A 24,230-nucleotide genomic window follows, 5' to 3' on the forward strand; every position below is an offset into this window, starting at 1 on the left:
CTCTACAGGTCCAGCACGAGCTCGGCGGACCGCGCGCGGGAGACGCACGGGGCCAGGACGTCGGTGCGGTCGGGGGCGGTGAGGGCGTCGCGGTGCTGGGGCTCGCCCGCGAGGACGCCGACCAGGCAGCTGCCGCAGACGCCGTCGCGGCAGGCGTTCGGCAGCGCGTGGCCGGCGGCGTCGAGGGCCTCGAGCGCGGAGCGCCCGGCGGGGACGGCGATCCGCCGCCCCGTGCTCGCGACGACCACGTCGAACGGGGTCTCGTCGGCCTCGTCGCGCGCCACGGCGGTGAAGCGCTCCACCTGCGGTGCGGGCAGCGCGTGCGCGGCGGCGTGGGCCTCGACGGCGCCGATCAGCCCGGCCGGGCCGCAGACGGCGAGCGCGGTGTCGCCGTCGACCTCCTCCAGCAGGCGCCCGAGGTCCGGGGCGCCGTCGGTGTCGTCGGCGTGGACGGTGACGCGGCTCGGGTCCAGGCGGGCGAGCTCGTCGAGGAACGCCATGCCCGCCCGCGAGCGGCCGAGGTAGGCGAGGTGCCAGTCGGCGCCGCGCGCGGCGAGCGCGACGGCCATCGTCAGCACCGGGGTGATCCCGATGCCGCCGGCGACGAGGACGTACCGGGGTGCGGCGGGGAGCGGGAAGTGGTTGCGCGGCCCGCCGACCTCGACCTCGTCGCCGGGGCGCAGCCGCTCGTGGACGTGCGCCGAGCCGCCGCGCGAGGCGGGCTCGCGCAGCACCGCGACGCGGTAGCGGCGCCGCTGCGCCGGGTCGCCGCACAGCGAGTACTGCCGGACGTGCTCGCCGACCGCGAGGTCGACGTGCGCGCCGGGCTCCCACGCGGGCAGCAGGCGGTCACGGTGGTCGCGCAGCTCCACCGACAGGACGCCGTCCGCCTCGCGGCGCAGCCCGACGACCTCGAGGTCCATCACCGCGTCGTCCACCGGCACCTCCGCCGCTCGGCCACGTACTAAGTACGGTACGAAACATCGCACACCTTCCCGTGCTTGTCACGAGGTCCTTCTGTTGCGGTCGTGTGACGACCCCGCGCCGTCGCCGGACCCGTGCTTGACGGGCTCGTGCGTCACACCGTACAAAGCACGGACCCGGCCGGACGCCGCTCGCTCCAGCACCCGACCGGGCTCCCTCGGCGCTCCCGGCCCCCGCCGGTGACGTCCCCGTCCCCCTCACCGGGAGTCCCCATGTCCGTCACCACCGGACCTCGCCGCAGTCCGGCGAAGGCCGTGGTCGCCAGCTGGATCGGCACCACCATCGAGTACTACGACTTCGCGATCTACGGGCTCGCGTCGTCGCTGGTGTTCGCCAAGATCTTCTTCCCGACGTTCGACCCGCTCGCGGGCACGCTCATCGCCCTGTCGACGTTCGGTGTCGGCTACGTCGCCCGGCCCCTCGGGGCCCTGGTCTTCGGCCACTTCGGCGACCGCGTCGGGCGCCGGACGATCCTCGTCATCACGCTGCTGCTGATGGGCGGCTCGACGTTCCTCATCGGCCTGCTGCCGACCTACGCGAGCATCGGGATCGCGGCGCCGATCCTGCTGGTGTTCCTGCGCGTGCTGCAGGGCGTCTCGGTGGGCGGCGAGTACAGCGGCGCGGTGCTCATGACCGTCGAGCACTCCGAGGAGTCCCGCCGCGGGCTGCGCGGCGCGCTGGTCAACACGGGGACCTCGGCCGGCATGATCCTGTCCAACCTCGTCTTCCTCGCCGTGCTGACGCTGCCCGAGCCCGCGCTGCTCTCCTGGGGCTGGCGCATCCCGTTCCTGGTCAGCGCCGTGCTCGTCGTCGTCGGGCTCGTCGTGCGCCTCACGCTCGAGGAGAGCCCCGACTTCGTCGCGATCAAGCAGGCCGGCGCCGTGCGTCGCCTGCCCCTGCTCGAGGTGCTGCGCGGCTCCGGCAAGGCGGTCGTCCTGGTCGCCCTGGCCACGATCTCCGCGGGCATGGTCTTCACGCTGACCACCGTCTACTCGATCTCCTACGGCCGCACCGCCCTGGGCCTGTCGAGCACGGCGATGCTCGGCGTCCTCCTGCCGGCCGCCGTGGTGCTGCTGATCGCGATCCCGCTCGCGGGCCGGCTGGCCGACCGGTTCGGCGTCCGCGCGGTGTTCCTCGCCGGCGGCGCGGCGCTCGTCGTCACGCCGTTCCTCTGGTTCACCCTGCTCAACACCCGCAGCTACGGCCTCATGCTGCTCGGCTTCGTCGTCGTGTTCCTGGCCTACTCGGCGAACTACGCGGTGTTCCCGGCCTACTTCTCCGGCGTCTTCCCGGCCGCGCTGCGCTTCAGCGGCATGGGCATCGGCTTCACGATCGGCACGATCCTCGGCAACGGGTTCGCGCCGGCCATCGCCGCGTCGCTGCAGCAGTCCAGCGGCTGGATCGGCATCGCCGTCTACATGGCGATCGGTGCGGTGATCTCGCTGCTCGCCGGACTCGCGCTGCGGATGCCGGCGTCGACGTCGCCGGTGGAGGCGGCGCCGGCGGACGCGGCTCCCCGCGCCGTCCCGGCGGGCGGCAGTTGACCCCGACCCGGCGGACCGACGCGCGGTCCCGGCGCTACGCCGGGGCCGCGCGTCCCGCCGTCGGCAGGCGGGTGACCATCCCCGCGATCCAGGCCTCGAGCCCGTCGGCGAACTGCTCGTCCGTGGGGAGGGCGGGCAGCTCGTCGGCGAGGTCGACGATGTGCGGGAAGCGCTCGCGCGACAGCCCGGCGTAGAAGTGGCTGCGCTGGCGGCGCGCCTCGGCGGCGTCGTCCGCCCGGCCCCACGCGCGCGGGGTCTCGTAGGCGGAGAAGCCCAGGGCGTAGGTGATGAGGAAGCCGTAGCAGCGCACCGCGAGCGGGCCGGTGATGCCGGCGAGCGCGAGCCGCTCGAGCACGCCCTCCATGGCGTTGACCAGCGCGCCCGGGCTGTCGGTGACGCGGGTGGCGAGCAGTCGGACCACGCTCGGGTGCTCGCGCATCAGGCGCAGGAACGCGCGCCCGAGGGCGCGCAGCGCGGCGGCGGGCTCGGTGTCGACCTGCTCGGGCAGCGTCATCGACCCGAGGATGCGGTCGCCCATCGCGTCGAGGATCTCGTCCTTGTTGCGGAAGTAGCCGTAGAGCGTCATGACGCCGACGTCGAGGTCCGCGGCCAGGCGCCGGACCGTCAGCGCGTCGAGGTCGGCCTCCTGGTCGGCGATGACGAGGGCCGCGTCGATGATGCGGTCGGCCGTGAGCCCGGGGCCGGACGTGGCCGTCCCGCCCGCGCGGCGTCGACGTGGGGGCACGGGTCCTCCTGGGTCCTGCTGGGCACGGGTGGAACGCCGTACGGTCCAGTGTATCGACACCGTCCTGGGGAAGGCCCTCGCCGTGCTGCAGGCGTTCACGGCCGAGGACGCCACGCTCGGCTTCGCCGACGTCGTGCGGCGCACCGGCCTGCCCAAGAGCACGGCGCACCGCACCCTCGGCGAGCTCGTCGACCACGGCCTGCTCGAGCGCGTCGACGGCCGCTACCGCCTCGCGGCCCTCGTCTTCGAGCTCGGGATGCGCGCGTCGGTGGGGCGCGGGCTGCTCGAGGTGGCGACGCCGTTCCTCGAGGACCTCTACGAGCGCACCCACGAGACCGTGCACCTCGGCCTGCGCGAGGGCCACGAGGTCGTCTACGCGGCGAAGATGGGCGGGCACCAGCAGGTGCCCTCGCCGTCCCGGCTCGGCGGGCGGATGCCGCTGCACGCCACCGCGATCGGCAAGGTGCTGCTGGCGCACGCGCCGCCGGACGTGCGGTCGGCGGTGCTGGCCGCGCCGCTCGGGCGCCGCGCGCCCCGCACGATCACCCACGTCCCCGTGCTGCGCGCGCAGCTCGACGAGATCGTGGCGCGGGGCCTGGCGTACGAGCACGAGGAGTCGGCGGTCGGGATCACCTGCGTCGCCGCCCCGGTCCCCGAGCCCGGGCAGGGCGTCCGCGCGGCGGTCAGCGTCACCGGCCCGGTGCACCGCTTCCGCCCCGACCGCCACGCCGACGCCGTCCGCGCGGCCGCCGCCGGCATCGCCGCCATGCTCGCCCGCCGCGCCTCGGCCGCCCCCTGACCGCAGCGAACGGGTATCTCGCTGCTTCTCTGCGCACGAACTCCCCGGTCGTTCCCGGCACTCGACCGCCCGGGTTCAGCTGAGCGGAACTCGGCGCTGGTCACCGGGGCGGGCCACCCGTCACCGTCGTCCCGTGCCCATCACCACCGCCGTCGACCAGGCCACCGAGCGCCTCCTCGACGCCGCCACGACGGGGACGCCGTGCGCCCCGGTCCGCGACCTCATCGCACCCGATGACGCGTACGACGTCCAGCGCCGGCTCACCGCGCACCGGGTGGCCGGGGGCGCGCGGGTGGTCGGGCGCAAGGTCGGCCTGACGAACCCCGCCGTGCAGGCGCAGCTCGGCGTCGACACCCCGGACTTCGGCGTGCTGTTCGACGACATGCCCGTCGACCACGCCGGCGTCGTCGCGGCCGGGCGCCTGCTGCAGCCGCGCATCGAGGCCGAGGTCGCGTTCGTGCTCGGCGCCGACCTCGACGGCGAGGTGACCGACGACCGGGTGCGCGCCGCCGTCGACCACCAGCGCGCCGCACTCGAGATCGTCGACAGCCGCGTGGCCGGCTGGGACATCACGTTCGCCGACACCGTCGCCGACAACGGCTCGAGCGGGCTCTACGTCCTCGGCCCGGAGCGGGTCACGCTCGACGAGGCCGAGCCCCGCGACGTCGCCATGACGCTGCGGCGCGGCGACGAGGTCGTCTCGCAGGGCTCCGGCGCCGCCTGCCTGGGCGACCCCCTGGCCGCGCTCGCCTGGCTCGCCCGCACGGCCGGCGACCTCGGCGACCCGCTGCGGGCGGGCGACGTCGTGCTCTCCGGCGCGCTCGGCCCGATGGTCCCCGTGGCCCCGGGCGACCGCTTCACCGCCCAGATCACCGGCCTCGGCGAGGTCGCGGTCCGCTTCGAGGAGGAGACCACGTGACGACCACCCCCCAGAGGACCAAGGTCGCGATCATCGGGTCCGGCAACATCGGGTCCGACCTCATGCTCAAGATCGTGCGGCTGTCCTCGAGGCTCGAGGTCGCCGCGATGGTCGGCATCGACCCCGACTCCGACGGCCTCGCCCGCGCGCGGCGCCTCGGCATCGCCGCGGTCGACACCGGCGTCGAGGGTCTCGTCGCGCTCGACGGGTTCGACGAGATCGACATCGTGTTCGACGCGACGTCGGCCAGGGCACACGTCGCCAACGCCGAGGTGCTGCGTCCCCACGGCAAGCGCCTGGTCGACCTGACGCCCGCGGCGCTGGGCCCGTACGTCGTCCCGCCGGTGAACCTCGCGCAGCTCGGCGACGTGCCGGACGTCAACATGGTCACCTGCGGCGGCCAGGCCACGATCCCGATCGTCGCCGCGGTGGCGTCGGTGACGCCGGTGCCCTACGCCGAGATCGTCGCCTCGATCGCGTCGCGCTCGGCCGGTCCCGGCACGCGCGCCAACATCGACGAGTTCACCGAGACGACGGCGGCGGCGATCGAGCAGGTCGGCGGCGCCGGGCGCGGCAAGGCGATCATCGTGCTCAACCCCGCCGAGCCGCCCCTGATCATGCGCGACACGGTGCTCTGCCTCGTCGGCGACGCGACCGACCCGCCGGACGGGCCGCGCCTCGCCGCGGAGGTCACCACCGCCGTCGAGGCCATGGTCAAGACCGTGGCCGAGTACGTGCCGGGCTACCGGCTCAAGCAGGCCGTCCAGGTGCGGCCCGTGCCCGACGACCAGCCGCTGCACACGCTCATCGGCGACGGGCCGCGCCCCAGTCACCAGGTGTCGGTGTTCCTCGAGGTCGAGGGCGCCGCGCACTACCTCCCGGCCTACGCCGGCAACCTCGACATCATGACCTCGGCCGCGCTGCGCGTCGGCGAGGACCTCGCAGCCAGGACAGCCACCCGGAGCGCCCGATGAGCAGCCCGACGACCACGAACCTCTACGTCCAGGACGTGACCCTGCGGGACGGCATGCACGCCATTCGCCACCGCCTCGCGCCCGACGCCGTCGGCACCATCACCCGCGCGCTGGCCGACGCGGGCGTCGACGCCATCGAGGTCTCGCACGGCGACGGCCTGGCGGGCGCGAGCCTCACCTACGGGCCCGGCTCGAACACCGACTGGGAGTGGATCGCCGCGGCCGCCGAGGCGATCGAGGCCAGCGACCGCAGCCCGGTGCTCACCACGCTGCTGCTGCCCGGCATCGGCACGATCGGTGAGCTGCGCCGCGCCCACGAGCTCGGTGTGCGCTCCGTGCGCGTCGCCACCCACTGCACCGAGGCCGACGTCGCCGCGCAGCACATCGCGACCGCCCGCGAGCTGGGCATGGACGTCAGCGGGTTCCTCATGATGAGCCACATGGCGCCGCCGGAGGAGCTCGCACGGCAGGCCGCGCTGATGGAGTCCTACGGCGCGCACTGCGTCTACGTCACCGACTCCGGCGGCCGCCTGACGATGCCCGACGTCGCCGCGCGCCTCGACGCGTACCGCCGGGTGCTGCAGCCCGAGACCCAGATCGGGATCCACGCCCACGAGAACCTCTCGCTGTCGGTCGCCAACTCGGTGACCGCGGTCGAGCACGGCGCCGTGCGCGTCGACGCCTCCCTGGCCGGGCAGGGCGCAGGGGCCGGCAACACCCCGCTCGAGGCGTTCGTCGCCGTCGCGAACACCTACGGGTGGACCCACGGCTGCGACCTGTTCGCGCTCCAGGACGCCGCCGACGACCTCGTGCGCCCGCTGCAGGACCGGCCCGTCCGGGTCGACCGCGAGACGCTGACCCTGGGCTACGCCGGGGTCTACGGCAGCTTCCTGCGCCACGCCGAGAACGCCGCCGCGCAGTACGGCGTCGACACCCGCGAGCTGCTCGTGGAGATCGGCCGGCGCGGGCTGGTGGGCGGGCAGGAGGACATGATCGTCGACGTGGCGCTGGACCTCGTCGCCACCCGCGGCGCGGCCTGACGGTCAGGCCTCCGCCGCCGCGGTGAGGGCGCCCAGCACCTCGGTCCAGCCCCGCACGAACGCCCCGCCCGCGTAGCCGCCGGGTCGCGCGCAGTCCTCGCCGAGCTGGGCGTCGGACAGGGCCTCCCAGCCACGGTGCTCGACGGCGACGCGGGTCAGGGACGGGCCCAGCTCGGTGAAGGTCAGCTCGACCTCGGTGGGCGCCGGGGTCATGTTCCAGGTCATCACCAGGCGTGCCGGGGGCTCCCAGGCGAGCAGCCGGCCCCAGTCGCACTCGGTGCCGTCGTCCCACCGCTCGAACACGCGTCCCTCGAGACGGGGCTCGACGAGCACCTCGCGCACGCGCTCCTTGCCTGCCGAGTACGGCTGCAGGGGCCACCACTGCCCGATGGTCGCGACGAAGACGTCGAACGTGTGCGCGCGGTCGCTGCGCACCGTCGTCGCCTGCCGGATCGGCGGGCGGCGCAGCGGCGTGACCTCAGCCCGCGGCGTGGTGCTCGTCATCGTCACGTCTCCCTCGGTCGGCCTCGACGAGGCGGCGGGCGGTGTCGAGCGAGGACGCCCAGAGGTCCTCCAGGAACGCCCGCAGGCCGTCGAGGCCCTCGGAGCGGGCGCGGTAGAGCCGGCGTGTGCCCTCGCGGCGCTCGACGAGCAGACCGGCGTCCTTGAGCACGGTGAGGTGCTGGCTGATCGCGGGTCGGGTGACGTCGAACGTCGACGCGATCTCGCCGGCCGACAGCTCGTCGTGGGCGACGAGGCGCAGGATGGCGCGGCGGCGCGGCTCCACGAGCGCGCGCAGGGCGGCGTCCTCGGGGTCGTCGTCGGTCACGGTCACCACCCACCTCGGTCAGTCACCACGAACGTTAGCACTCACTTGATGAGTTTCTGTACCTCCCGGAAGGCCGGGTGGTCGCTGTCGTGCAGCCACTCGAACAGCACCATCTCGGTGGTCACCACGTCGACGCCGTGCGCGCGGAGGCGGTCGAGCGCCCGCGCGTGGTTGGCCTCGGTGCGGCTGCCGACGGCGTCGGCGACGACCGCGACGTCGCGGCCGGTCGCGCGCATGCCCAGGACGGTCTGCTGCACGCAGACGTGGGCCTCGCACCCGGCGACGACGACCGTGCCCGGGTGCGCCGGCACCTCGGCCGCGAACGCCGTCTTGGGCGCCGCCGGGGTCGGGAGGAGCTCCGCGACGGCCGCGACGGTCGGGCCCAGACCGGCGGGGTTCTGCTCGGTGGCGTGCACGGCGACGCCGAGGCGTTCCGCGCCGCGCACGAGCCGGCAGGCGTTCTCGACCACCGCGGCGCCCCCGGCGATGGCCGGCATCAGGCGTTCCTGCAGGTCGACGACGAGCAGCAGGGAGGCGTCCGCGCGCAGCACCGGCACACGGGTGACAGTAGGCGTTGACGGGACGGTCCCGAAGGCCATAGGGCTTGCGGGTGACCACTGGCTCCACCGACCGCGTCACCGACTACGCGACCCGTTTCGCCGCGTTCCTCGACGCCGAGGTCGCCCCGCTCGAGGCCGAGCTCGCGGCGCGGGACGCCGGCACGGCGTGGAACCCGCGCCTCGACGAGGCCGGCCGGATGCACCCCGCGGTGTGGGAGGCGCGGCGCGAGGTGCAGCGCCGCGCGGCCGCTGCCGACCTCTACGCGCCCCACGTCCCCAGCGGGGGCGGGTTCACCCGCGCCGAGATGCAGCACGTCGAGGAGTACGTCTACCGGCACGCCGGCCTGGGGCTGGGGCTCGCGGCGCTGGCGTGGACCGAGGGCCCCAACCCGGCGATCGAGCACTGCTCCGACGCGGCCCGCGAGCAGTGGCTCGACCCGCTGCTGGCCGGTGAGATCACCGCGGCGTTCGCCAACACCGAGGTCCACGTCGGCACCGACGTGCTGGGCATGGAGACCCGCGCCCGCCGGGACGGCAGCGACTGGATTCTCGACGGCACCAAGGCCTGGATCACCAACGCGCACTTCTGCGACGTCGTCCAGATCACCGCCGTCACCGACCCCGGCGCGGGCACGCGCTCGCTGTCGATGTTCCTCGTCGACGCCCGCGCGCCGGGCTTCACGCGCGGCCGCGACATCCCGACCATGCTCGACGACGGTCTCACCGGCGAGCTGCACCTCGAGGGCGTGCGGGTGCCCGCGGAGGACGTCGTCGGCGAGCCGGGCGACGGGTTCGCGCTGGCCATGGCCTGGATCAACTGGCGGCGGTTGTGCCGCGGCGGGATGTGCGCGGGATGGGGGAGCTGGCTGCTCGACCGGGCCCTCGAGCGGGCGCAGCGGCGCACCTCGGGCGGGTCGCCGATCGCCGAGCTGCAGGCCGTGCAGCACATGCTCGCCGACATGGACGCCGACGTGTACACCGCCCGGGCGGCGTCGCTGCAGGCCCAGGCCGAGCTGGACGCGCTGCCCGGCGGCGCGTTCGGCATGCCGCTGGACCCCGCGGCGCCGCGGCTGATGAGCCTGGTCAAGGTGATCAACGACGAGGCGTTCCTGCGCGTGGCCGACCGCGCCGTGCAGGTCCACGGCGGGACGGGCCTGCGCAAGGGCTCGCCGGAGGAGAAGCTCTACCGCATCGCCCGCAACCTCAAGATCCCCGCCGGGACGGTCGAGATCCAGCGCAACGCCATCGCCCGCGGCCTGCTGCGCGGAGCCCGATGACGCTCCGCCCGATGACCCTGGCGGCCGTGACCGGGCGCTTCCAGCCCGTCCACGCCCAGCACCTCGAGCTGTTCGCGCTCGCCCTCGCCGAGCACGACCACCTCGTCGTCGCCGTCACCAACCCCGACACCGCCGCGCGCCACCTCGCGGCGACGTCGGCGCACCGCCACACCGACGAGGCCAACCCGTTCACCTACTACGAGCGCGTGCGGCTGCTCGACGCCGCGCTCGCCGCGGCCGGGCTCGCGGACCGCACGACCGTCGTGCCGTTCGACCTCACCCGCCCGCAGGTGTGGGCCGAGTACGTCCCGCGCGAGGCCGTGCACTACGTGCGGGCCTACTCGGCGTGGGAGTCCGACAAGGCCGGCCGGCTCGCCGATGGCGGCTACCGCGTGGTGGTCGTCGACGGCGATCCCGCGGTCAAGCTCGACGCCGCGGCCATCCGCGCGCGCTTCGCCGACGGGACGTGGCGCGAGCTGGTGCCGCCGGCGACCGTGCCCGTCCTCGCCGAGCTGCTGGCGTGACCGCACCCGGGTACGGCGAGACGCAGCCGCGCCTCGCCGACGACCGCCTGCCGGTGGTGCTCGTCGTCCTCGACGGCCTCGGCGACCGGCCCGCGCCCGAGCTCGGTGGCCGCACCCCGGCCGAGGCGGCGCGCACGCCCGTCCTCGACGCCCTCGCCGCGCGGGGCGCGTCGGGGTGGCACCTGCCGTTCGGCTGGGGCCGCGCGGCGTCCTCGGAGCTCGCGCACTGGGCGCTGTTCGGGTACGCCGACGTGCCGTTCCCGGGCCGGGCGGTGCTCGAGGCCCTCGGCGCCGGGGTGGACGTCCCGCCCGGGGTGGCCGTCACGCACGCCGCCGTGCGCACGTCGTGGACCGGCCCGGACGGCCGGGTGTGGATCACGGGTCGGGCCGGGCGGGACGACGCCGACGACGCGGCCGCGCTGCTCGCCGAGCTCGCGCTCCTGGCCGGCGCTCACGGCCACCGGCTCGAGCCGCTCGGTGGGCGCGGCGAGGCGGTGCTCCTGCTGCCCGCCCACGCCGACGGTGCGGTCACCGACTCCGACCCGTTCTTCGAGGACCGCCACCCTTGGCTGCGGGTGCTGCCGCTGGCGGAGGCGCCGGGCGCGGCCCCGACCGCCGCGGCCCTCACCGCGCTGCTGCACGAGGTCCGCGCGGCGCAGCGCGCGCACCCCGTCAACGCCGCCCGGACCGCCCGCGGCGTGCCGCCGCTGGACGTGCTCACCACCAAGTGGTCGGGCGCGCTCGGCGACGTGCCGTCGTTCGCCGAGCAGGTCGGCGTCCCCGGGGCCGCGGTGACGAGCACGCGGCTCTACCGCGGCCTCGCTGCCGTGCTCGGCCTGCGCACCCGTGACCTCCCGCCGGTGCCCGACGTCGGCGACGACCTCCGCGCGCGCCTGGCCGCGGCCCGCGAGCTCGTCGCCGGGGGCGCCGCGTTCGTCCACGTCCACACCAAGGCCACCGACGACGCCGGCCACACCAAGCGCCCGCGCGCCAAGCTCGAGGTGCTCGAGGCCGCCGACCCGGGACTGGCGGACCTGCTCGACCTCGCGGGCGAGGCCGTCGTCGCCGTCACCGGCGACCACGCGACGCCGTCGACGGGCGGGGTGCTGCACACCGGCGACCCCACCCCGCTCGTCGTCGCAGGCCCGACCGTGCGGCCCGACGCGGTCACGGCGTTCGGGGAGGCCCCGGCGCACGCCGGCTGGTACGGCGCGGTGACCGCCCGCGACGTGCTCCCGCTGCTGCTCGGCCACGCGAACCGGCCCGCGTTCCTCGGCCACCGCCCCACCCCGCGGCGCACGCCCGCCCTGCCCGACGACCCGCCGGCGATGGTCGACCCCGGTTAGACCGCGTTCCGCGTCCGGACGGTGGCCCACCCGGCGAGCGCGGCGGCCGCGAGCGTCAGCACCAGCCCCGAGACCGTCGCGGCGTGGCCGAACTGCGCGGTCTGTGCCGGGGACAGGGTGGGCGTCGCGATCGAGCCGGTGACGAGCGCGGCGAGCACCGTGCCGGTGACGGCGATGCCGACGCCGGAGGTGACCTCGTCGGCGGTGTCGACCAGCGCCGCGCCGATCGAGGTGCGGTTCTGCGGCAGGCCGCGCATGACGCTCAGGGCGGCGACGACGCCCACGACGCGCAGGCCGGCCGCCACGAGCGCGAGGGCCAGGGCGACGCCGGGGTAGCCGGCGCGGCCGGCGGTGGTGAAGACGGCGAGCCCGGCGACGATCGCGGCCGAGCCGAGCCAGGCGGCGCGGTCCGACCCGACCCGCTCCACGAACGGCGTGACGAACGGCCCCGCCGCGAGGAGCACGGCGACCTGGGGCAGCATCCCGAGCGCGGCCAGGCCCGGCGACCAGCCCCACTCGAGCTGCAGCTGCAGCGTCACGACGTAGCCGAGGCCGGTGACGGCCAGGCCGGCGGCGGCCTTGTGGGCCAGTCCGCCGGACACCAGCGGGCGCGCGACCAGCGCGAGGTCGAGCAGCGGGTGGCGCGCGGTGCGCTCACGCACGACGAACAGCGTCCCCGCGACGACGGCCGCGGCGGTGGCCACCCACGGCGCCCACGCGCCGCTGCCCCGCTCGACGAACAGCGTGGGCGCGAGGAGGGCGAGCACGATCGTCGCGGTGCCCAGCAGCGCGCCGGGGACGTCGAGGGGGACGCGGTGCAGGTCGGCGGGGTCGTCCGGGGCGATCCCGAGCCGCACGCCGAGGAACGCGAGCGCGGCGATCGGCACGTTGACCAGCAGCAGGACCTGCCACGGCGCGACGGCGAGCACGAACCCGCCGACCACGGGCCCGACCGCGAGGCCGACCAGGCCGACGGTCGAGATCAGCGTGATGGCCCGCATCCGCAGGCCCTCGTCGCCGAACAGCCGGAAGGCGAGCGCGATCGATCCGGGCGTCGTCATCGCCGCCGCCACGCCCATGAGCGCGCGGACGGCGATGAGCTGCTCGGCGCTGGTGACGACGGCGGTCGCGAGGCTCGCGATCCCGAGCAGCGCCAGCCCGACCAGCATGACCCGCCGGCGTCCGACGCGGTCGGCGATCGCGCCGAACACCAGCATCAGCCCGCCGAAGACCAGCACGTACGCGCTGGTGACCCACTGCAGCGCGAGCGTCGACGCGTGCAGCTCGCGCCCGATCGTGGGCAGCGCGACGGTGAGGACCGAGTTGTCCAGCATCTCGACCAGGAAGACGGCGGACAGCCCCGTCAGCGCGATCCAGGCCTCGCGCAGTGAGCGAGGAGGAGCGGTGTTCGTCAGCACGAACACCGTTCTAGTCAGGGAACGCCGTTCGCGTCAAGCTAGGGTGACCGTGTGAACCCGAGGGAGCGGCGGGCCGCCCGGCACCGGGCCGGGGCGGAGGTCGCCGACGCGCGCCCCCGGCGGCGGGCGTCCCCGCTGACCGTCGAGCAGGTGGTGGACACCGCGCTCGAGGTCGTCGCGGCCGAGGGGTACGAGGCGCTGACGATGCGCCGGCTCGCCACCGCGCTGGACACCGGGCCCGCGTCGCTCTACGCGCACGTGGTCAACAAGGCCGACCTCGACGAGCTGCTCATCGGGCGGCTCTGCCGCGAGGTCGAGCTGCCGGCGCCGGACCCGGCGACGTGGCGCGAGCAGATCCGGGCCGTCTGCGCCGCGCTGCGCGACCGGTACCTGCGCTACCCGGGCGTCTCGCGGGCGGCGCTCGCGATGGTGCCCACCGACCTCGAGGTCCTGCGGGTCAACGAGGGGATGCTCGCGATCCTGCTCGCCGGCGGCGTCGCCCCGCGCGACGCGGCCTGGGCGTGCGACGCGCTGCTGCTCTACGTCTCGGCCTACTGCCTCGAGGTGTCGATCGCCCGCGCGCGCTCGGGCGACGCGGACGCCGCCTGGGTGCTCGACCGCGACGAGCTGGTCCGCCGGTTCGAGGCGCTCCCGGCGGCGACGTTCCCGACCGTGCGGCGCCACGCCGCCGAGCTCACCGCCGGCGAGGGCCACGAGCGGTTCGACTTCACCGTCGGCCTCATGATCGACGGGCTCTAGCGTTCCCTACCCTCGCGACCACGCGCCCGACGGGAAGTCCTGAGCGCGGGAAGCGCAGGGGTCGGTGACCAGACGGAAATGGACACCGCCGGCGTCGGTGGTCACCACGTAGGTCCCGGGCTGACCGGTGCACGCCCCTCCGAAGCTCTCCGTGAAGGTGAGTCCATCGGACGCGGGCGCCGTGGTGCCGTTGATGCTGTGGTGCACGCCGGCGACGGTGGCGGCCTGGATGTAACCGCCCTGGGCGTTGACGTCCAACGTCTCCGTGCCGTGGGGCGTGTTCGGGTTCGTGTAGTGACCGGCCGGGAGCGGCGGGGGAGGCGGCGGAGGCGGCGCTGATGACGAGCAGCCGACCAGGCCGAGACCCGCCCCGATCAGCAGAGTCGCGGCGACGGCCCGCAGGGACATGGTGGTGGTCATCGCGAACCCCCCTCGACGACGAGATGGGGGCGAGGGTCCTCGCCACTCCTCGGTCGAGCAATCGGCGTTCGGTGTGACCCATTCCGGGGCCGATCGGGCGAGGACGAAGAGAACGGGACGGATATGCCGTCATGAACGGCGCGGAAGGCACGCGGAAGAATGGCGGTCGATCATTCGGCGCTGCTCCTCCCGGGCGACGCCGCCATTCCCGGCGATCTCATTCCTCGCGGAGGTCCGGTCGGTCGGCCGCCGGCGCCTCCACCAGCAGGGCGTGGCCCTGGTGGGCGTTGTGGTCGACGGTGAACGCGTGCAGGTCGTCGACGACGCCGACGGTCTCCTGGGTGAACATGTCGACCACGCTGCTGCCGGGCACGAGCACCTCGGAGCGCACGGTCGCCGTCACCGGCTCGGCGGCGAAGTTGAGCACCGTGAGGGCGTGCCGGGGCCGGGACCCGTCCAGCTCGTGGACGAGCACCAGCAGCCCGCGGTGGGACACGTCCGGGACGTCGACCTGGCGGCTCGTCGCGATGCCGTAGTGCTTGCGCACCCCGAGGATCGCCGCGAGCTGGCGCAGGAAGCTGGCCTCGTCGGCGAGCTGGTCGGGCACGCTGCCGTAGAGGCTGCGCCCGCGCGGCATGCCCTCGGCCGACTGCGTCGCGTCCGGCGCGACGCCCATGAGGTCGTGGGCGGCGCGGTGGATCCAGCGGGTGTCGCCCTCGGCGAGCAGGCCCGCGACGCGCTCGGGCGGCAGCGTCAGCATCCCGGTGATGTCCCAGCCCGACAGGGCGAACACCCCGGGCTGCATCGCGTTGAACATCGCGAGCAGCAGGTGGATCTGCCGGATGCACTCGACGTCGTCGGCGTCGAGCGCGTCGAGGTCGCGCAGGCCCAGCGCGGCGGCGATGACGGTCGCGGTGGTGCAGGCGATGCCGTTGGTGGTGAACACCAGGTTGTACGGGGCGCTCTCACCGGCCAACCGCGTCGCGAGCTCGCGCCGCACGGTGTCGCCGATCTCGCCGCCGGTGGTCTCCGCGCCGCGGAACGTGAAGACGTCGTCGCGGTGCCCGGTCGACCAGTGCACCAGCTCGTAGGTCATCTCGTCGTGGTTCTGCAGCGCGTGCACCAGCGAGGCGGGGTCGATGCCGGTGTCGAGGCTGGTGCGCACGCACAGCCGCAGGAACTCGGTGTCGCCCGTGGCCAGCGCGTGGTGGTAGCCGGGGCGGGTGACGAAGTCGTACGACAGGTCCGCGCCGGCCTCGCCGACCTGACGGATGTCGTCCATCGTCAGGTTCAGCTCCTGGAAGGTGAACCCGCCGACCTTGCGGACCATGCTCGCGATGAGGTGGTTCGCGGCCTCGGAGAGGGGGTGGCCCTCCGACCACGCCGGGTTCCCCTCGGCGGCGCTCTTCTCGACGCCGAGGAAGCCGTTGGCGTCGAGGCGCAGCGCGCCGGAGCCGAGGTCGGCGAGCGAGTGCAGGGCGTCACCGATGGTCAGGCGCATGCCGGCGAACGTCGGGTCCAGCCAGTTGATCGAGGGCTGGCCCTCCTTGAAGTAGTGCAGGTACACCCAGCGGCGCACGGCGCCGTCGACGCCGGTCACCGGGCGCGTCGCGCTCCAGTTGGTCTCCTTGACCCCGGGCGCGTAGAAGATCACCCGCTGGAGCCGGCCGATGATGTAGCCGGTCTTCTCCAGCTGCTCCTCGGCGGCGGCGTCGAGGTTGACCGAGTCGCGGCCGGGCGGCACCTCCGGCAACAGGTGCCAGTCGTCGGGCTCGATCTCGACCATGTGGTAGATGCCGGGGTAGTCCGCGTAGGCCATCTCGGCGAGCCGGAAGTCGGCGCCCTTGCCGGTGTGCCCGGGCACGACGTCGTCGATGATCGTGCCGCCGTGGAACGTGGCCATGCCGCACATCGCGCGGAACTCCGCCTCGGTGCCGAACGCCGGGTCGATCACCGTGGAGATGCGGTCGAAGTGCCCGTCGACGCTCGGGGTGAGCGACCAGCCGCTGATGCCGCCGGCGCGCTTCACCGGGCCGGTGTGGACGGCCTCGATGCCGACGTCGGCGAACGCCGCCCACAGCTCCTCCTCGCCCAGCGCCGCGAGGAACGACTGGCCCGGCCGCGTGATCAGCGACAGGGGGTAGGCGGTGAACCACACCGACGCCGTCTCCACCGCGAGGCGCGGGTCGGGGTCGGCGTACGGGTTCTGCCACATCGCGCCGTTGCCCGAGAACTGCCGGGCGATGACGTCGGCGTCGGCGAGCATCGACTCCGAGCGCAGCCACGCCACGTACGACGGGTTGGTGCCCACGGGCTCCCCGTCACGCGCCGTGCCCTGCCGCACGAAGCTCTGCCGCACCCGCGGACGGTGGCGCAGCGCCCGCGGTCGCGCGGGGTGGAAGTGCTCCGCGTAGGTCATGCCCGTCGGCTCGTCCGGGACCTCGGGCTGCTCGTCCAACCACGCACCTCGTCTCGACGCCTGGAGTGGTGACACATCGTCACATGTCGCCTCCCGCGCGCCGGGACCGGTGGCCGGGCGCGCCCGTCAGGACTGCTGGCGCTCCGCGAGCTCCTGCAGGAAGCGCGGCACCCGCCCGGCGTCGTAGTCGTAGAAGCGCGCCCAGGTCGGGGTGATCGCGATGCGGGCCATGCGGTCGTAGAACCCCCGCACCGCCTGCTCGAACTCCGCGGCGGCCGCGGGCTCCATGCTGATCCGCGACGCGGCGAGGTACTCCTCGACGACGCCGTCGACGATCCGGACCTCGGCCCGGCCCCGGATCGACAGGGCCCGCGCACCCCCGGGGGTGTCGCCGGCGTCGATCGACACCGCGACGTCGGGGTGCGCCTGCAGCACGGCCACCTTCGGCGCCGTCGCCGCCGTGGAGACGACCACCTGGCTGCCGGTCCAGAAGAAGCCGACCGGCACCACCCGAGGGGTGCCGTCCCCGCCCGTGTAGGCGAGGTGGGCCATCGCCGTCGTCGTCAGCAGCTCCTGCGCGCCGGGGGCGGAGAGTTCCCCGTCGAGCTCGTTCCGGTCCATGAGCACATCCCGTCCCGTCCGTCGTGGCCCCGGTGGCCGCCGACCCGTCGAGGACGGAGCCGGTCCCGGATTCTCGACGGTCGGGGTCACGGGTCGGGGAACATCCGCGTCATGGTCTCCCCGGCGTCCAGCGCGTCACCGCCGGGGACCCGGTCGATCCCGAGCATCTTGTCGATCACCATGTTCTGGAACCGGTGCAGCGGCTCCTCGAAGCGGAAGCACATCCGCCCGCCGCGGTAGGCCGGGTTCTCCAGGCCCTCCTGGACGCGCTCGACGATCTCGAGGTCCTGGGTGTTGACCAGGTCCCAGAACTTGGCGAGCTGCTCGACGCCGTCCTCGGCGTCCGGGCCCGCGAGCGACTCGGGGTGGGCGAGCAGCACCGCCGTCTCCACCGTGCGGTTCGGGGCGACGGGCCGGTTGAACAGCACGAACGCGTGGTTGGGCAGCACGACCAGCGCGGTGGCGGGGAAGAGCCAGACGAACCGCCCGGCGTCGGCGTCGGCCGGTCCGAGCGTGCTCAGGGGCGCGAGGCCGTCCCAGCCGCCGGCGTCGGTGTTGCGCGACACCGGCGTGGTGCACATGCCCGTGTACATCCCGGGACCCTGCCAGCGGTAGTGGTCGGAGAACTTCGAGACCCGCGCGAGCTCCGGGTGCACCCAGGGCAGGTGGTAGTACTCCATGAAGTTCTCGCCGACGAGCTTGTGGTTGGCGGCCACGTCGTAGGTCGTGGACCGCTGCGTGACCCACTCGTCGAGGCGGTGGTCGGCGAAGCGCGCGGGCAGGTCACCGAGCTGCTCGGCCAGGGGCGACGGGTCACGCGACAGGTTGACGAACAGGAAGGGGCCCCAGGTGTCGACGGCCACGTCCAGCAGGCCGTAGTCGGCGCGGTCGAAGCCGGTCGCGACGGACGTGTCGAAGATCGGCTCCTGGCCGGCGGGGACGTCGGAGCCCTCGAACAAGGGCGTGCCGAGGCACGTGCCGTCCGTGTCGTAGGTCCAGGAGTGGTACGGGCAGCGGATGCGCCCGCGGGTGCCGACCTCGCGGGCGTCGTTGTCGAGCAGCTTGGTGGCGCGGTGGCGGCACAGGTTGTGGAACGCGCGGAGCTCGCCGTGGCGGTTGCGGGTGACGAACACCGAGCGCCCGGCCACCTCGACGACCACGCACGCGCCGGGCCGCGCGACGTCGCCGGCGATGCCGACGGCCACCCAGCTCGTCGCGAACAGCCGCTCGCGCTCGAGGGCGAAGAACTCCGGGCTCGTGTACGCGTCGGGCAGCAGCGTCGAGGCGAGCTCGACGGGCAGCCGGGTGGGCGCGTAGGTGCTCTCCGCGGTGAACTGGGCCGGATCGACGGGCCGGGCCGGGAGCGCGGCGTAGGGGTCGGTGGCAGGGATCCGGGACGGCGTCTCAGACATGGAAGCTCCGCGGGAAGCTCGGGTCGGTCAGGGCGGGGCGGGTGATCGAGAAGGCGTCGATCGGGTACGACGGCGCGTCGCCGAGGGCCAGGTCGGCGAGCAGGCGGCCGATGAGCGCGGCGAACTTGAACGCGTGGCCGGCCCCGTTGGCGACCGTGATCTGCGGGTGCTCCGGCAGCGTGTCGAGGATGAACCCCTGGTCCGGCGGGACGGTGTAGAGGCAGGTCTTCGAGTACAGCTCCGGCCCGCCGAAGCGGGGGAGGTGCGCGGCGACGAAGTCCGCGTACCGGGCGCGGCGCACGGGGTCGGGCTCGAAGCCGCGCCCGTCGGCGGTGGTCTCCTCGCCGCCCATGTGCTGGCCGAGCTTGGTGGCGACCTCGCCGTACACCGGGAAGCCGTAGAAGTTGTGCCGCCCGTGCCACATGAACACCGGGAACCGCGACGGCGCGAACTCGGCCAGGTGCGGCGTGGCGTAGTACGTGACCTGCTCGCGCAGGACGGTCAGCGGCAGCCGCGTGCCGGTCTCGGCGAGCACCTGGTTGGTCCAGGCGTCGGCGGCCACGACGACGCGGTCGGCGCGCAGGGTCTCGGCGTCGGTGACCACCGCGACGCCGTCCCCGTCGGGGCGGATCGCGCGCACCGGGGTGCTCGTGCGGACCTCGGCGCCTTGGGCGCGGGCCAGGGCGACGTGCACGGCGTTGGCGCGCGCGGCGTCGACGATGCCGGAGTCGGCCTGGTAGAGCGCCTGCACGCCGTCGCGGGCGCGGAACTGCGGCCAGCGTGCGGTCAGCTCGTCGGCGTCGAGGCGCTCGTAGGCGACGCCGTAGCGGTCGAACACCGCGGTGTAGCCCTCGATGTTGCGGGTGCCCGTGGCGGTGCCGGCGCGGGCGACGCGGTCCTCGACCACCAGCCCGCCGGTGCGGGTGACGATCTGCTGGCAGGCCTCGGCCTCGACCTCCTCCCAGGCCTTGTAGGCCGGGCCGGCCAGCGCCGCGTACTGCTCCTGGAGCTGGGCGAGGCGGATGATCCGCGAGTGGTCCTGGGAGGCGCCGCGGTGGTGCCCGAGCTCGAACTGCTCGATGCCGACCACCCCGGCGCCGAGCCGCGCGGCGAGACGGAACAGGGCGGCGGAGCCGAGTCCGCCCAGGCCGACGACGACGACGCGGTGTGCCATGTCAGCAGTGTCGGGAGCACCTACCGTTCGCGTCCATCGCAACGTTGAACCTCTGATCTTGTACGATCCGTACATGATCGACCGGCGCCTCGGGGTGCTCCAGGCGATCGCCCGGCACGGCACCGTGACGGCCGCGGCGGAGGTCTGCCGGCTGACGCCGTCGGCCGTCTCGCACCAGATGCAGGCCCTCGCGCGGGAGCTCGACGTCGTGCTCCTGGAGCCCGTCGGGCGGACGGTGCGGCTCACCCCGGCGGCGCACACGCTGATCGCCCACGCGGAGGCGCTGACCGCGCAGTGGGAGCACGCGCGGGCCGACCTGTCCGCCCACCGCAGCGGCGACGTCGGCGGCACGCTGCGCTTCGCCGGCTTCTCCAGCGCCGCGGCGGTGGTCGTGCCGAAGGCGCTCGACCTGCTGCGCGAGGAGCACCCGGCCCTGCGCGTGCACCTGCGCGAGAGCGAGCCGGCCCGCTCGTTCGACCTTCTGGCCGCCGACGAGGTCGACGTCGCCGTGGTGGTCGCGACCCCGAGCATCCCGCCCGCCTCGGACGCCGCGTTCGACCAGCACCCGCTGGTCGACGAGCCGCTGGACGTCCTCGTCGGCCCCGAGCACCCGCTGGTCGGGCGCGACGGCGTGGCGCTGGCCGACCTCGCGCACGACCCGTGGGTCTGCGGCAACCGGGGGCGCGCCTACCACCAGCTCGTGACGCTCGCCTGCACCGTCGCCGGGTTCGCGCCCGACATCGCGCACTTCGCCGACGAGTGGGACACCGGTGCCGCGCTCGTCGCCCGCGGCTTCGGCGTGGCCCTCGTGCCGCGCCTGGCCGACCTGCCCGCCCACCACGACACCCGGCGCATCCCCATCCGCACCCCGCCCGTGCCGACCCGGCGGATCCTCGCCGCCGTCCGCGCCGGGTCCGGGCACCAGCCGACGATCGCGGCGGGCCTCGACGCCCTGCGCCGCGTCACGGCCACCGACCTGCCGGCGCTCGACCCGTAGCGTGGGACGGATGACAACGAGCGGATCGGCCCTGCCCGGCGTCCGATGGGTGAAGCCCTGGCTGCAGCTCACCGAGATCGCGGTGTCGGTCCCGGTCGTCGTCGGCTACCGCACGGCGCGGATGCTCGCGGGCGGGTGGCCCCCGCCGGCGCGGGAGCGCCGCGAGCTCGTGCGCATGGTGCAGGAGAAGGCCGACGTCTTCGGTCGGGCCGCGGTGGCGGCGGTGACCACGCCCCCGAAGGACACCGCCGCCGCGGTCGGCGCCGTCGTCGCGCCGGTGCACCGCCGCGTCGTCGGCAACCGTCGCCGCCTCTCGGGGGTCTGACCCTCGCGAGAGGCACGTCCGGCAGGCCGCGAGGCCTGTCGATCATGCGAACCGTGCCGCTCGCGGCGGGTCAGCGAGCGTTGTGGAAGATCACGCCCAGGACGTGGCGCGCGCCGGCGTGCACGGCCGAGACGCCGTGACGCATCTGGACGCGGTGGAAGCCCCGGGCGCCCCGCTTCGGGCGGTGGCGCACCGGGAAGACGACGGCCCTACCGAGCCCGGGACGCGCGACCATCGGCCGCGACTGCTGGCGCGGGCGCTGCTCGACGAACACGCTCTCCCCGCCGGTGAAGTCGACGTCCGGCTCGTTCAGCATCACGAGGACCTGCAGCGGGAAGGTCAGGTCGCCGTAGACGTCCTGGTGCAGGCAGTTGTAGCCGCCCGGGCCGTAGCGCAGCACCAGCGGCGTCGGCTTGCGCTGCCCGGCCGCGGCGCACGCGCCGACCAGGCCTTCGTGCGCGGTCGGGAAGCCGTCCTCGCCCAGCAGCCCGGCCCAGCGGTTCGCGATCGCCGCGAGCGGCGGGTAGAGCCGGGTGCGCAGCTCGGCGACCAGGGGCGGCAGCGGGTCGGCGAAGTAGCGGTAGCGGCCCTCGCCGAACGAGAGCCGGGCCATGTCGACCGTCGAGCGGAAGGCCGCGTCGTCGTCGAAGGTCCCGATCAGCGACCGGCACTGCGCCGGGTCGAGCAGCGGGCCGGTCACCGCGAACCCGTCGCGGTCGAGGTGGTCGGCGATCTCGTCCCAGCACAGGTCGTCGAGGCTCATGTCCCGGGGAACACCGCGGGCGCCCCGGCCGTGGCGCTCAGCCGTCGACGAACGCGGGCAGCGCGTGCGGGTCGCGGTGCGGTGCCGACGTCACGCGCTCGACCTGGACCAGCACCGACTGCGCCGCCGTCGCCTGCGCCAGCCGCGAGGTGGGGACGTCGGCGGTGAGGACGTTCGGGTTGCCGTGCAGCTCCGGGCTGCCGTCGCGGGACGGATCCAGCGGCGTGTACCAGGCGCCGGTCGCCAGCAGCGCCACGCCGGGCACGACGTCGTCGGAGACGACGGCGCCGGCGTGGGTCTCGCCGCGGTCGTTCCACACCCGCAGGACGTCGCCGTCGGTGATGCCGCGGGCGTCGGCGTCCGCGCGGCTGACCACGCACGGCTCGCGGCCCGCGACCTTCGCCGCGGCGCTGACCGCGCCCATGTCGAGCTGGCTGTGCAGGCGGGTGCCCGGCTGCGGGGACAGCAGGTGGATCGGGTGGCGCTCGGTGGCGGCCCCGAGCCACGACGCCGGCGGCAGCCAGGTGGGGTGGCCGGGACAGTCGTCGTAGCCGAAGCCGTCGACGGTCGCCGAGAACAGCTCGATGCGCCCGGACGGCGTGGCCAGGCGCGCCCGCGACGGGGACCGGCGGAAGTCGGCGAACGGCGGCGGGGGAGCGGGCAGGTCGTAGCGGTGGTGCCCGACCGCCCAGAAGGCGTCGAAGGACGGCAGCGCGTGCCCGTGGCCGGCCGCTGAGCGGCGCGCCTGCTCGTACATCGCGCGCAGCGCCGCGGCGTCGTCCCGGCCCACGGTGTACTCCGCGCCGATGCCCAGGCGCTCGGCGAGCGCGGTGAGGATCGCGCGGTCGTGGCGGGCCTCGCCGGGCGGGTCGAGCGTGCGCTTCATCGCGACCAGCCACGGGTCTCGCGAGCTCGCGGCGATGTCGTCCCGCTCGAGGGTGGTGGTGGCGGGCAGGACGACGTCGGCCATCCGCGCGGTCGGCGTCCACCACGGCTCGTGCACCACCACCGTCTCCGGGCGCTGCCAGGCGCGGGCGAGGCGGTTGAGGTCCTGGTGGTGGTGGAAGGGGTTGCCACCGGCCCAGTACACGAGCCGCACGTCGGGGTAGCGGTGGGTCGCGCCGTCGAACGCGTACTCCTCGCCGGGGTGCAGCAGGAGATCCGCGAGCCGGGCGACGGGCACCCGCGACCGGCACGGGTTGGGCCGCGGGTGGAACGCCGGGGTGCCGAACGGCCGGTACGTGCCGCCGACGCCGGCCACGCAACCGTAGCCGAAGCCGAACCCGCCGCCGGGGAGGCCGATCTGCCCGAGGTAGCTCGCGAGGGCGATCACCGCCCAGTAGGGCTGCTCGCCGTGCTCGGCTCGTTGCAGGGCCCACGTCGCGGTGACGAGGCTGCGCCCCGCGGCGAGGCGCCGGGCGAGGGCCGCGATGGTCGCGGCGGGTACGCCGGTGAGCGCGGCGGCCCACTCCGGGGTCTTGTCGACGCCGTCGGAGCGCCCGCGCAGGTAGGCGCGCAGCCGGTCGTCGCCGGTCGTGCACCGGGCGACGAAGTCCTCGTCGACGGCGTCGTGGGCGTCGAGCCACCGCATGAGGGCGAGCAGCAGGGCGGTGTCGGCCCCCGGGCGGATCGGCACCCACGTCACGGCGGGGTGATCGGGCGCGTCGGTGCGGACCGGGTTGACGTTGACCACCCGCGTCCCGGCGTCGAGGACCCGGGCGAGCCCGAGCCGGGCGGCGTGCTCCCCGGTCCCGCCCGACTCCACCTGCACGTTCTTGGCCGGCGCGCCCCCGAGCATCAGCAGGGTGTCGGTGGCGGCGGCGACGTCGTCCCAGGTCGGGAGCTGTCCGGTGACCGCGGCGGTGTCGCCGAGGACGTGGGGCAGCAGCCGGTCGGCCGCGCCGTAGCTGTAGTTGGAGACCTGGCCGGTGTAGCCGCCGAGGCAGGCCAGGAAGTGGTTGAGCTGGGTCTTCGCGTGGTGCAGGCGCCCCGCGCTCGACCAGCCGTAGGACCCGCCGAGCACCGCCTGCGGCCCATGGTCCGCGTGGGTCCGGGCCAGGGCGTCGGCAACGAGGTCGAGCGCGTGGTCCCACGGCACCTCGACGAACGGGTCCGCGCCCCGGCGCCCCCGCTCGCCCCGCAGCCACGACGCCCGCACCGCGGGGCGGAGGACCCGGTTGCGCGCGTGCACCGCGCCCGGCAGGGAGCCCAGCAGGGGCGAGGGGTCGGCGTCGCCCTCGAACGGCTCGGCGGCCACGAGGCGGCCGTCGTCGCTCACCCGCGGCCGGTAGGCACCCCAGTGTCCGGCGTGGATCGTCATCGCCCGCCGACGCTACGGGGACGTCCGTGCCGGCGGTCGAAACCCGGTGAGGCCAGGGGCA

At 74.9% G+C, this 24,230-nt stretch carries 24 protein-coding genes; 11 read left to right on the forward strand and 13 right to left on the reverse strand.

Annotated features, from left to right (window positions below):
- Positions 1–2: 2 nt before the first annotated feature.
- A complete protein-coding gene (locus tag ABD994_RS05535) occupies positions 3–938 on the reverse strand; it encodes a PDR/VanB family oxidoreductase (RefSeq protein WP_345411542.1) in 936 nt (311 codons plus the stop codon).
- Between the two features lie 258 nt (positions 939–1,196).
- Between ABD994_RS05535 and ABD994_RS05540 the strand changes: the two genes are divergently transcribed.
- Positions 1,197–2,528 carry an MFS transporter gene (locus tag ABD994_RS05540; RefSeq protein ID WP_345411545.1) on the forward strand — a complete coding sequence of 444 codons (1,332 nt, stop codon included), beginning with the start codon at positions 1,197–1,199 and terminating at the stop codon, positions 2,526–2,528.
- Between the two features lie 34 nt (positions 2,529–2,562).
- On the opposite strand, the gene ABD994_RS05545 is transcribed toward ABD994_RS05540, so the two are convergent.
- Positions 2,563–3,273 (reverse strand): TetR/AcrR family transcriptional regulator, encoded by a 711-nt coding sequence (locus ABD994_RS05545; protein ID WP_345411548.1) that lies wholly within the window; start codon positions 3,271–3,273, stop codon positions 2,563–2,565.
- 28 nt (positions 3,274–3,301) lie between these two features.
- On the opposite strand from ABD994_RS05545, the gene ABD994_RS05550 reads away from it, so the two are divergent.
- From ABD994_RS05550 to dmpG, 4 genes are all read left to right on the forward strand, one after another.
- A complete protein-coding gene (locus ABD994_RS05550) occupies positions 3,302–4,072 on the forward strand; it encodes an IclR family transcriptional regulator (protein ID WP_345411550.1) in 771 nt (256 codons plus the stop codon).
- A gap of 133 nt (positions 4,073–4,205) precedes the next feature.
- Complete coding sequence (locus tag ABD994_RS05555; RefSeq protein WP_345411552.1) at positions 4,206–4,991, forward strand: 2-keto-4-pentenoate hydratase; 786 nt, start codon at positions 4,206–4,208, stop codon at positions 4,989–4,991.
- Positions 4,988–5,965 carry an acetaldehyde dehydrogenase (acetylating) gene (locus tag ABD994_RS05560; RefSeq protein ID WP_345411556.1) on the forward strand — a complete coding sequence of 326 codons (978 nt, stop codon included), beginning with the start codon at positions 4,988–4,990 and terminating at the stop codon, positions 5,963–5,965. The genes ABD994_RS05555 and ABD994_RS05560 overlap by 4 nt, the downstream gene beginning before the upstream one ends.
- On the forward strand, positions 5,962–7,005 hold the full coding sequence (dmpG, locus tag ABD994_RS05565) for a 4-hydroxy-2-oxovalerate aldolase (protein ID WP_345411559.1): 1,044 nt from the start codon (positions 5,962–5,964) through the stop codon (positions 7,003–7,005). Before ABD994_RS05560 ends, dmpG begins: the two co-directional genes overlap by 4 nt.
- Before the next feature lie 3 nt (positions 7,006–7,008).
- Here the strand turns inward: dmpG and ABD994_RS05570 are convergent, their stop codons facing one another.
- The 3 genes from ABD994_RS05570 to ABD994_RS05580 are packed head-to-tail and all read right to left on the reverse strand — an operon-like array spanning position 7,009 to position 8,391.
- Complete coding sequence (locus ABD994_RS05570) at positions 7,009–7,509, reverse strand: SRPBCC domain-containing protein (protein ID WP_345411561.1); 501 nt, start codon at positions 7,507–7,509, stop codon at positions 7,009–7,011.
- A complete protein-coding gene (locus ABD994_RS05575; protein ID WP_345411563.1) occupies positions 7,484–7,840 on the reverse strand; it encodes an ArsR/SmtB family transcription factor in 357 nt (118 codons plus the stop codon). The genes ABD994_RS05570 and ABD994_RS05575 overlap by 26 nt, the downstream gene beginning before the upstream one ends.
- 35 nt (positions 7,841–7,875) lie before the next feature.
- Positions 7,876–8,391 (reverse strand): isochorismatase family protein, encoded by a 516-nt coding sequence (locus ABD994_RS05580; protein WP_345411566.1) that lies wholly within the window; start codon positions 8,389–8,391, stop codon positions 7,876–7,878.
- Positions 8,392–8,444: 53 nt separating this feature from the next.
- On the opposite strand from ABD994_RS05580, the gene ABD994_RS05585 reads away from it, so the two are divergent.
- Genes ABD994_RS05585 through ABD994_RS05595 form a run of 3 tightly spaced genes read left to right on the forward strand, consistent with a single transcriptional unit; the run spans position 8,445 to position 11,541 of the window.
- A complete protein-coding gene (locus ABD994_RS05585; protein WP_345411568.1) occupies positions 8,445–9,671 on the forward strand; it encodes an acyl-CoA dehydrogenase family protein in 1,227 nt (408 codons plus the stop codon).
- A gap of 11 nt (positions 9,672–9,682) precedes the next feature.
- Entirely contained in the window at positions 9,683–10,195 is a 513-nt protein-coding gene (locus ABD994_RS05590) for a cytidyltransferase (RefSeq protein ID WP_345411570.1), read from the forward strand.
- Positions 10,192–11,541 (forward strand): alkaline phosphatase family protein, encoded by a 1,350-nt coding sequence (locus ABD994_RS05595; RefSeq protein WP_345411572.1) that lies wholly within the window; start codon positions 10,192–10,194, stop codon positions 11,539–11,541. The genes ABD994_RS05590 and ABD994_RS05595 overlap by 4 nt, the downstream gene beginning before the upstream one ends.
- On the opposite strand, the gene ABD994_RS05600 is transcribed toward ABD994_RS05595, so the two are convergent.
- A complete protein-coding gene (locus tag ABD994_RS05600; RefSeq protein ID WP_345411574.1) occupies positions 11,538–12,959 on the reverse strand; it encodes an MFS transporter in 1,422 nt (473 codons plus the stop codon). The genes ABD994_RS05595 and ABD994_RS05600 overlap by 4 nt on opposite strands.
- Positions 12,960–13,010: 51 nt before the next feature.
- Here ABD994_RS05600 and ABD994_RS05605 point away from each other — a divergent pair, with 51 nt between their 5' ends.
- Positions 13,011–13,718: a TetR/AcrR family transcriptional regulator C-terminal domain-containing protein gene (locus tag ABD994_RS05605; protein ID WP_345411576.1), complete on the forward strand. Its 708-nt coding sequence runs from the start codon at positions 13,011–13,013 to the stop codon at positions 13,716–13,718.
- Positions 13,719–13,724: 6 nt separating this feature from the next.
- Here ABD994_RS05605 and ABD994_RS05610 read toward each other — a convergent pair whose 3' ends face one another.
- The 5 genes from ABD994_RS05610 to solA form a co-directional block, all read right to left on the reverse strand.
- On the reverse strand, positions 13,725–14,138 hold the full coding sequence (locus ABD994_RS05610; RefSeq protein ID WP_345411578.1) for a hypothetical protein: 414 nt from the start codon (positions 14,136–14,138) through the stop codon (positions 13,725–13,727).
- A 217-nt stretch (positions 14,139–14,355) separates the two neighbouring features.
- Entirely contained in the window at positions 14,356–16,596 is a 2,241-nt protein-coding gene (gene treS, locus ABD994_RS05615; protein WP_345411580.1) for a maltose alpha-D-glucosyltransferase, read from the reverse strand.
- 87 nt (positions 16,597–16,683) lie between these two features.
- Positions 16,684–17,178, reverse strand: a complete 495-nt coding sequence (locus ABD994_RS05620) for a pyridoxamine 5'-phosphate oxidase family protein (protein ID WP_345411582.1) — start codon at positions 17,176–17,178, stop codon at positions 16,684–16,686.
- An 86-nt stretch (positions 17,179–17,264) separates the two neighbouring features.
- Positions 17,265–18,590, reverse strand: coding sequence for an aromatic ring-hydroxylating oxygenase subunit alpha (locus ABD994_RS05625; RefSeq protein ID WP_345411584.1), 1,326 nt, complete (start codon positions 18,588–18,590; stop codon positions 17,265–17,267).
- The gene (solA, locus tag ABD994_RS05630) at positions 18,583–19,764 is read right to left on the reverse strand and encodes an N-methyl-L-tryptophan oxidase (RefSeq protein WP_345411586.1); all 1,182 of its coding nucleotides are present in this window, start codon (positions 19,762–19,764) and stop codon (positions 18,583–18,585) included. The genes ABD994_RS05625 and solA overlap by 8 nt, the downstream gene beginning before the upstream one ends.
- A 73-nt stretch (positions 19,765–19,837) precedes the next feature.
- Here solA and ABD994_RS05635 point away from each other — a divergent pair, with 73 nt between their 5' ends.
- Together ABD994_RS05635 and ABD994_RS05640 are read left to right on the forward strand one after the other, a co-directional pair.
- Positions 19,838–20,761, forward strand: a complete 924-nt coding sequence (locus tag ABD994_RS05635) for a LysR family transcriptional regulator (RefSeq protein WP_345411589.1) — start codon at positions 19,838–19,840, stop codon at positions 20,759–20,761.
- Between the two features lie 10 nt (positions 20,762–20,771).
- Positions 20,772–21,086, forward strand: a complete 315-nt coding sequence (locus ABD994_RS05640) for a hypothetical protein (protein ID WP_345411591.1) — start codon at positions 20,772–20,774, stop codon at positions 21,084–21,086.
- Positions 21,087–21,156: 70 nt separating this feature from the next.
- On the opposite strand, the gene ABD994_RS05645 is transcribed toward ABD994_RS05640, so the two are convergent.
- Together ABD994_RS05645 and ABD994_RS05650 are read right to left on the reverse strand one after the other, a co-directional pair.
- Positions 21,157–21,849, reverse strand: coding sequence for a 2OG-Fe(II) oxygenase (locus ABD994_RS05645; RefSeq protein WP_345411593.1), 693 nt, complete (start codon positions 21,847–21,849; stop codon positions 21,157–21,159).
- 37 nt (positions 21,850–21,886) lie between these two features.
- Complete coding sequence (locus ABD994_RS05650; protein WP_345411595.1) at positions 21,887–24,169, reverse strand: molybdopterin-dependent oxidoreductase; 2,283 nt, start codon at positions 24,167–24,169, stop codon at positions 21,887–21,889.
- Positions 24,170–24,230: the final 61 nt, after the last annotated feature.

The sequence above is a fragment of the Actinomycetospora chlora genome (assembly GCF_039542135.1).
In the GTDB taxonomy this organism is placed as follows: domain Bacteria; phylum Actinomycetota; class Actinomycetes; order Mycobacteriales; family Pseudonocardiaceae; genus Actinomycetospora; species Actinomycetospora chlora.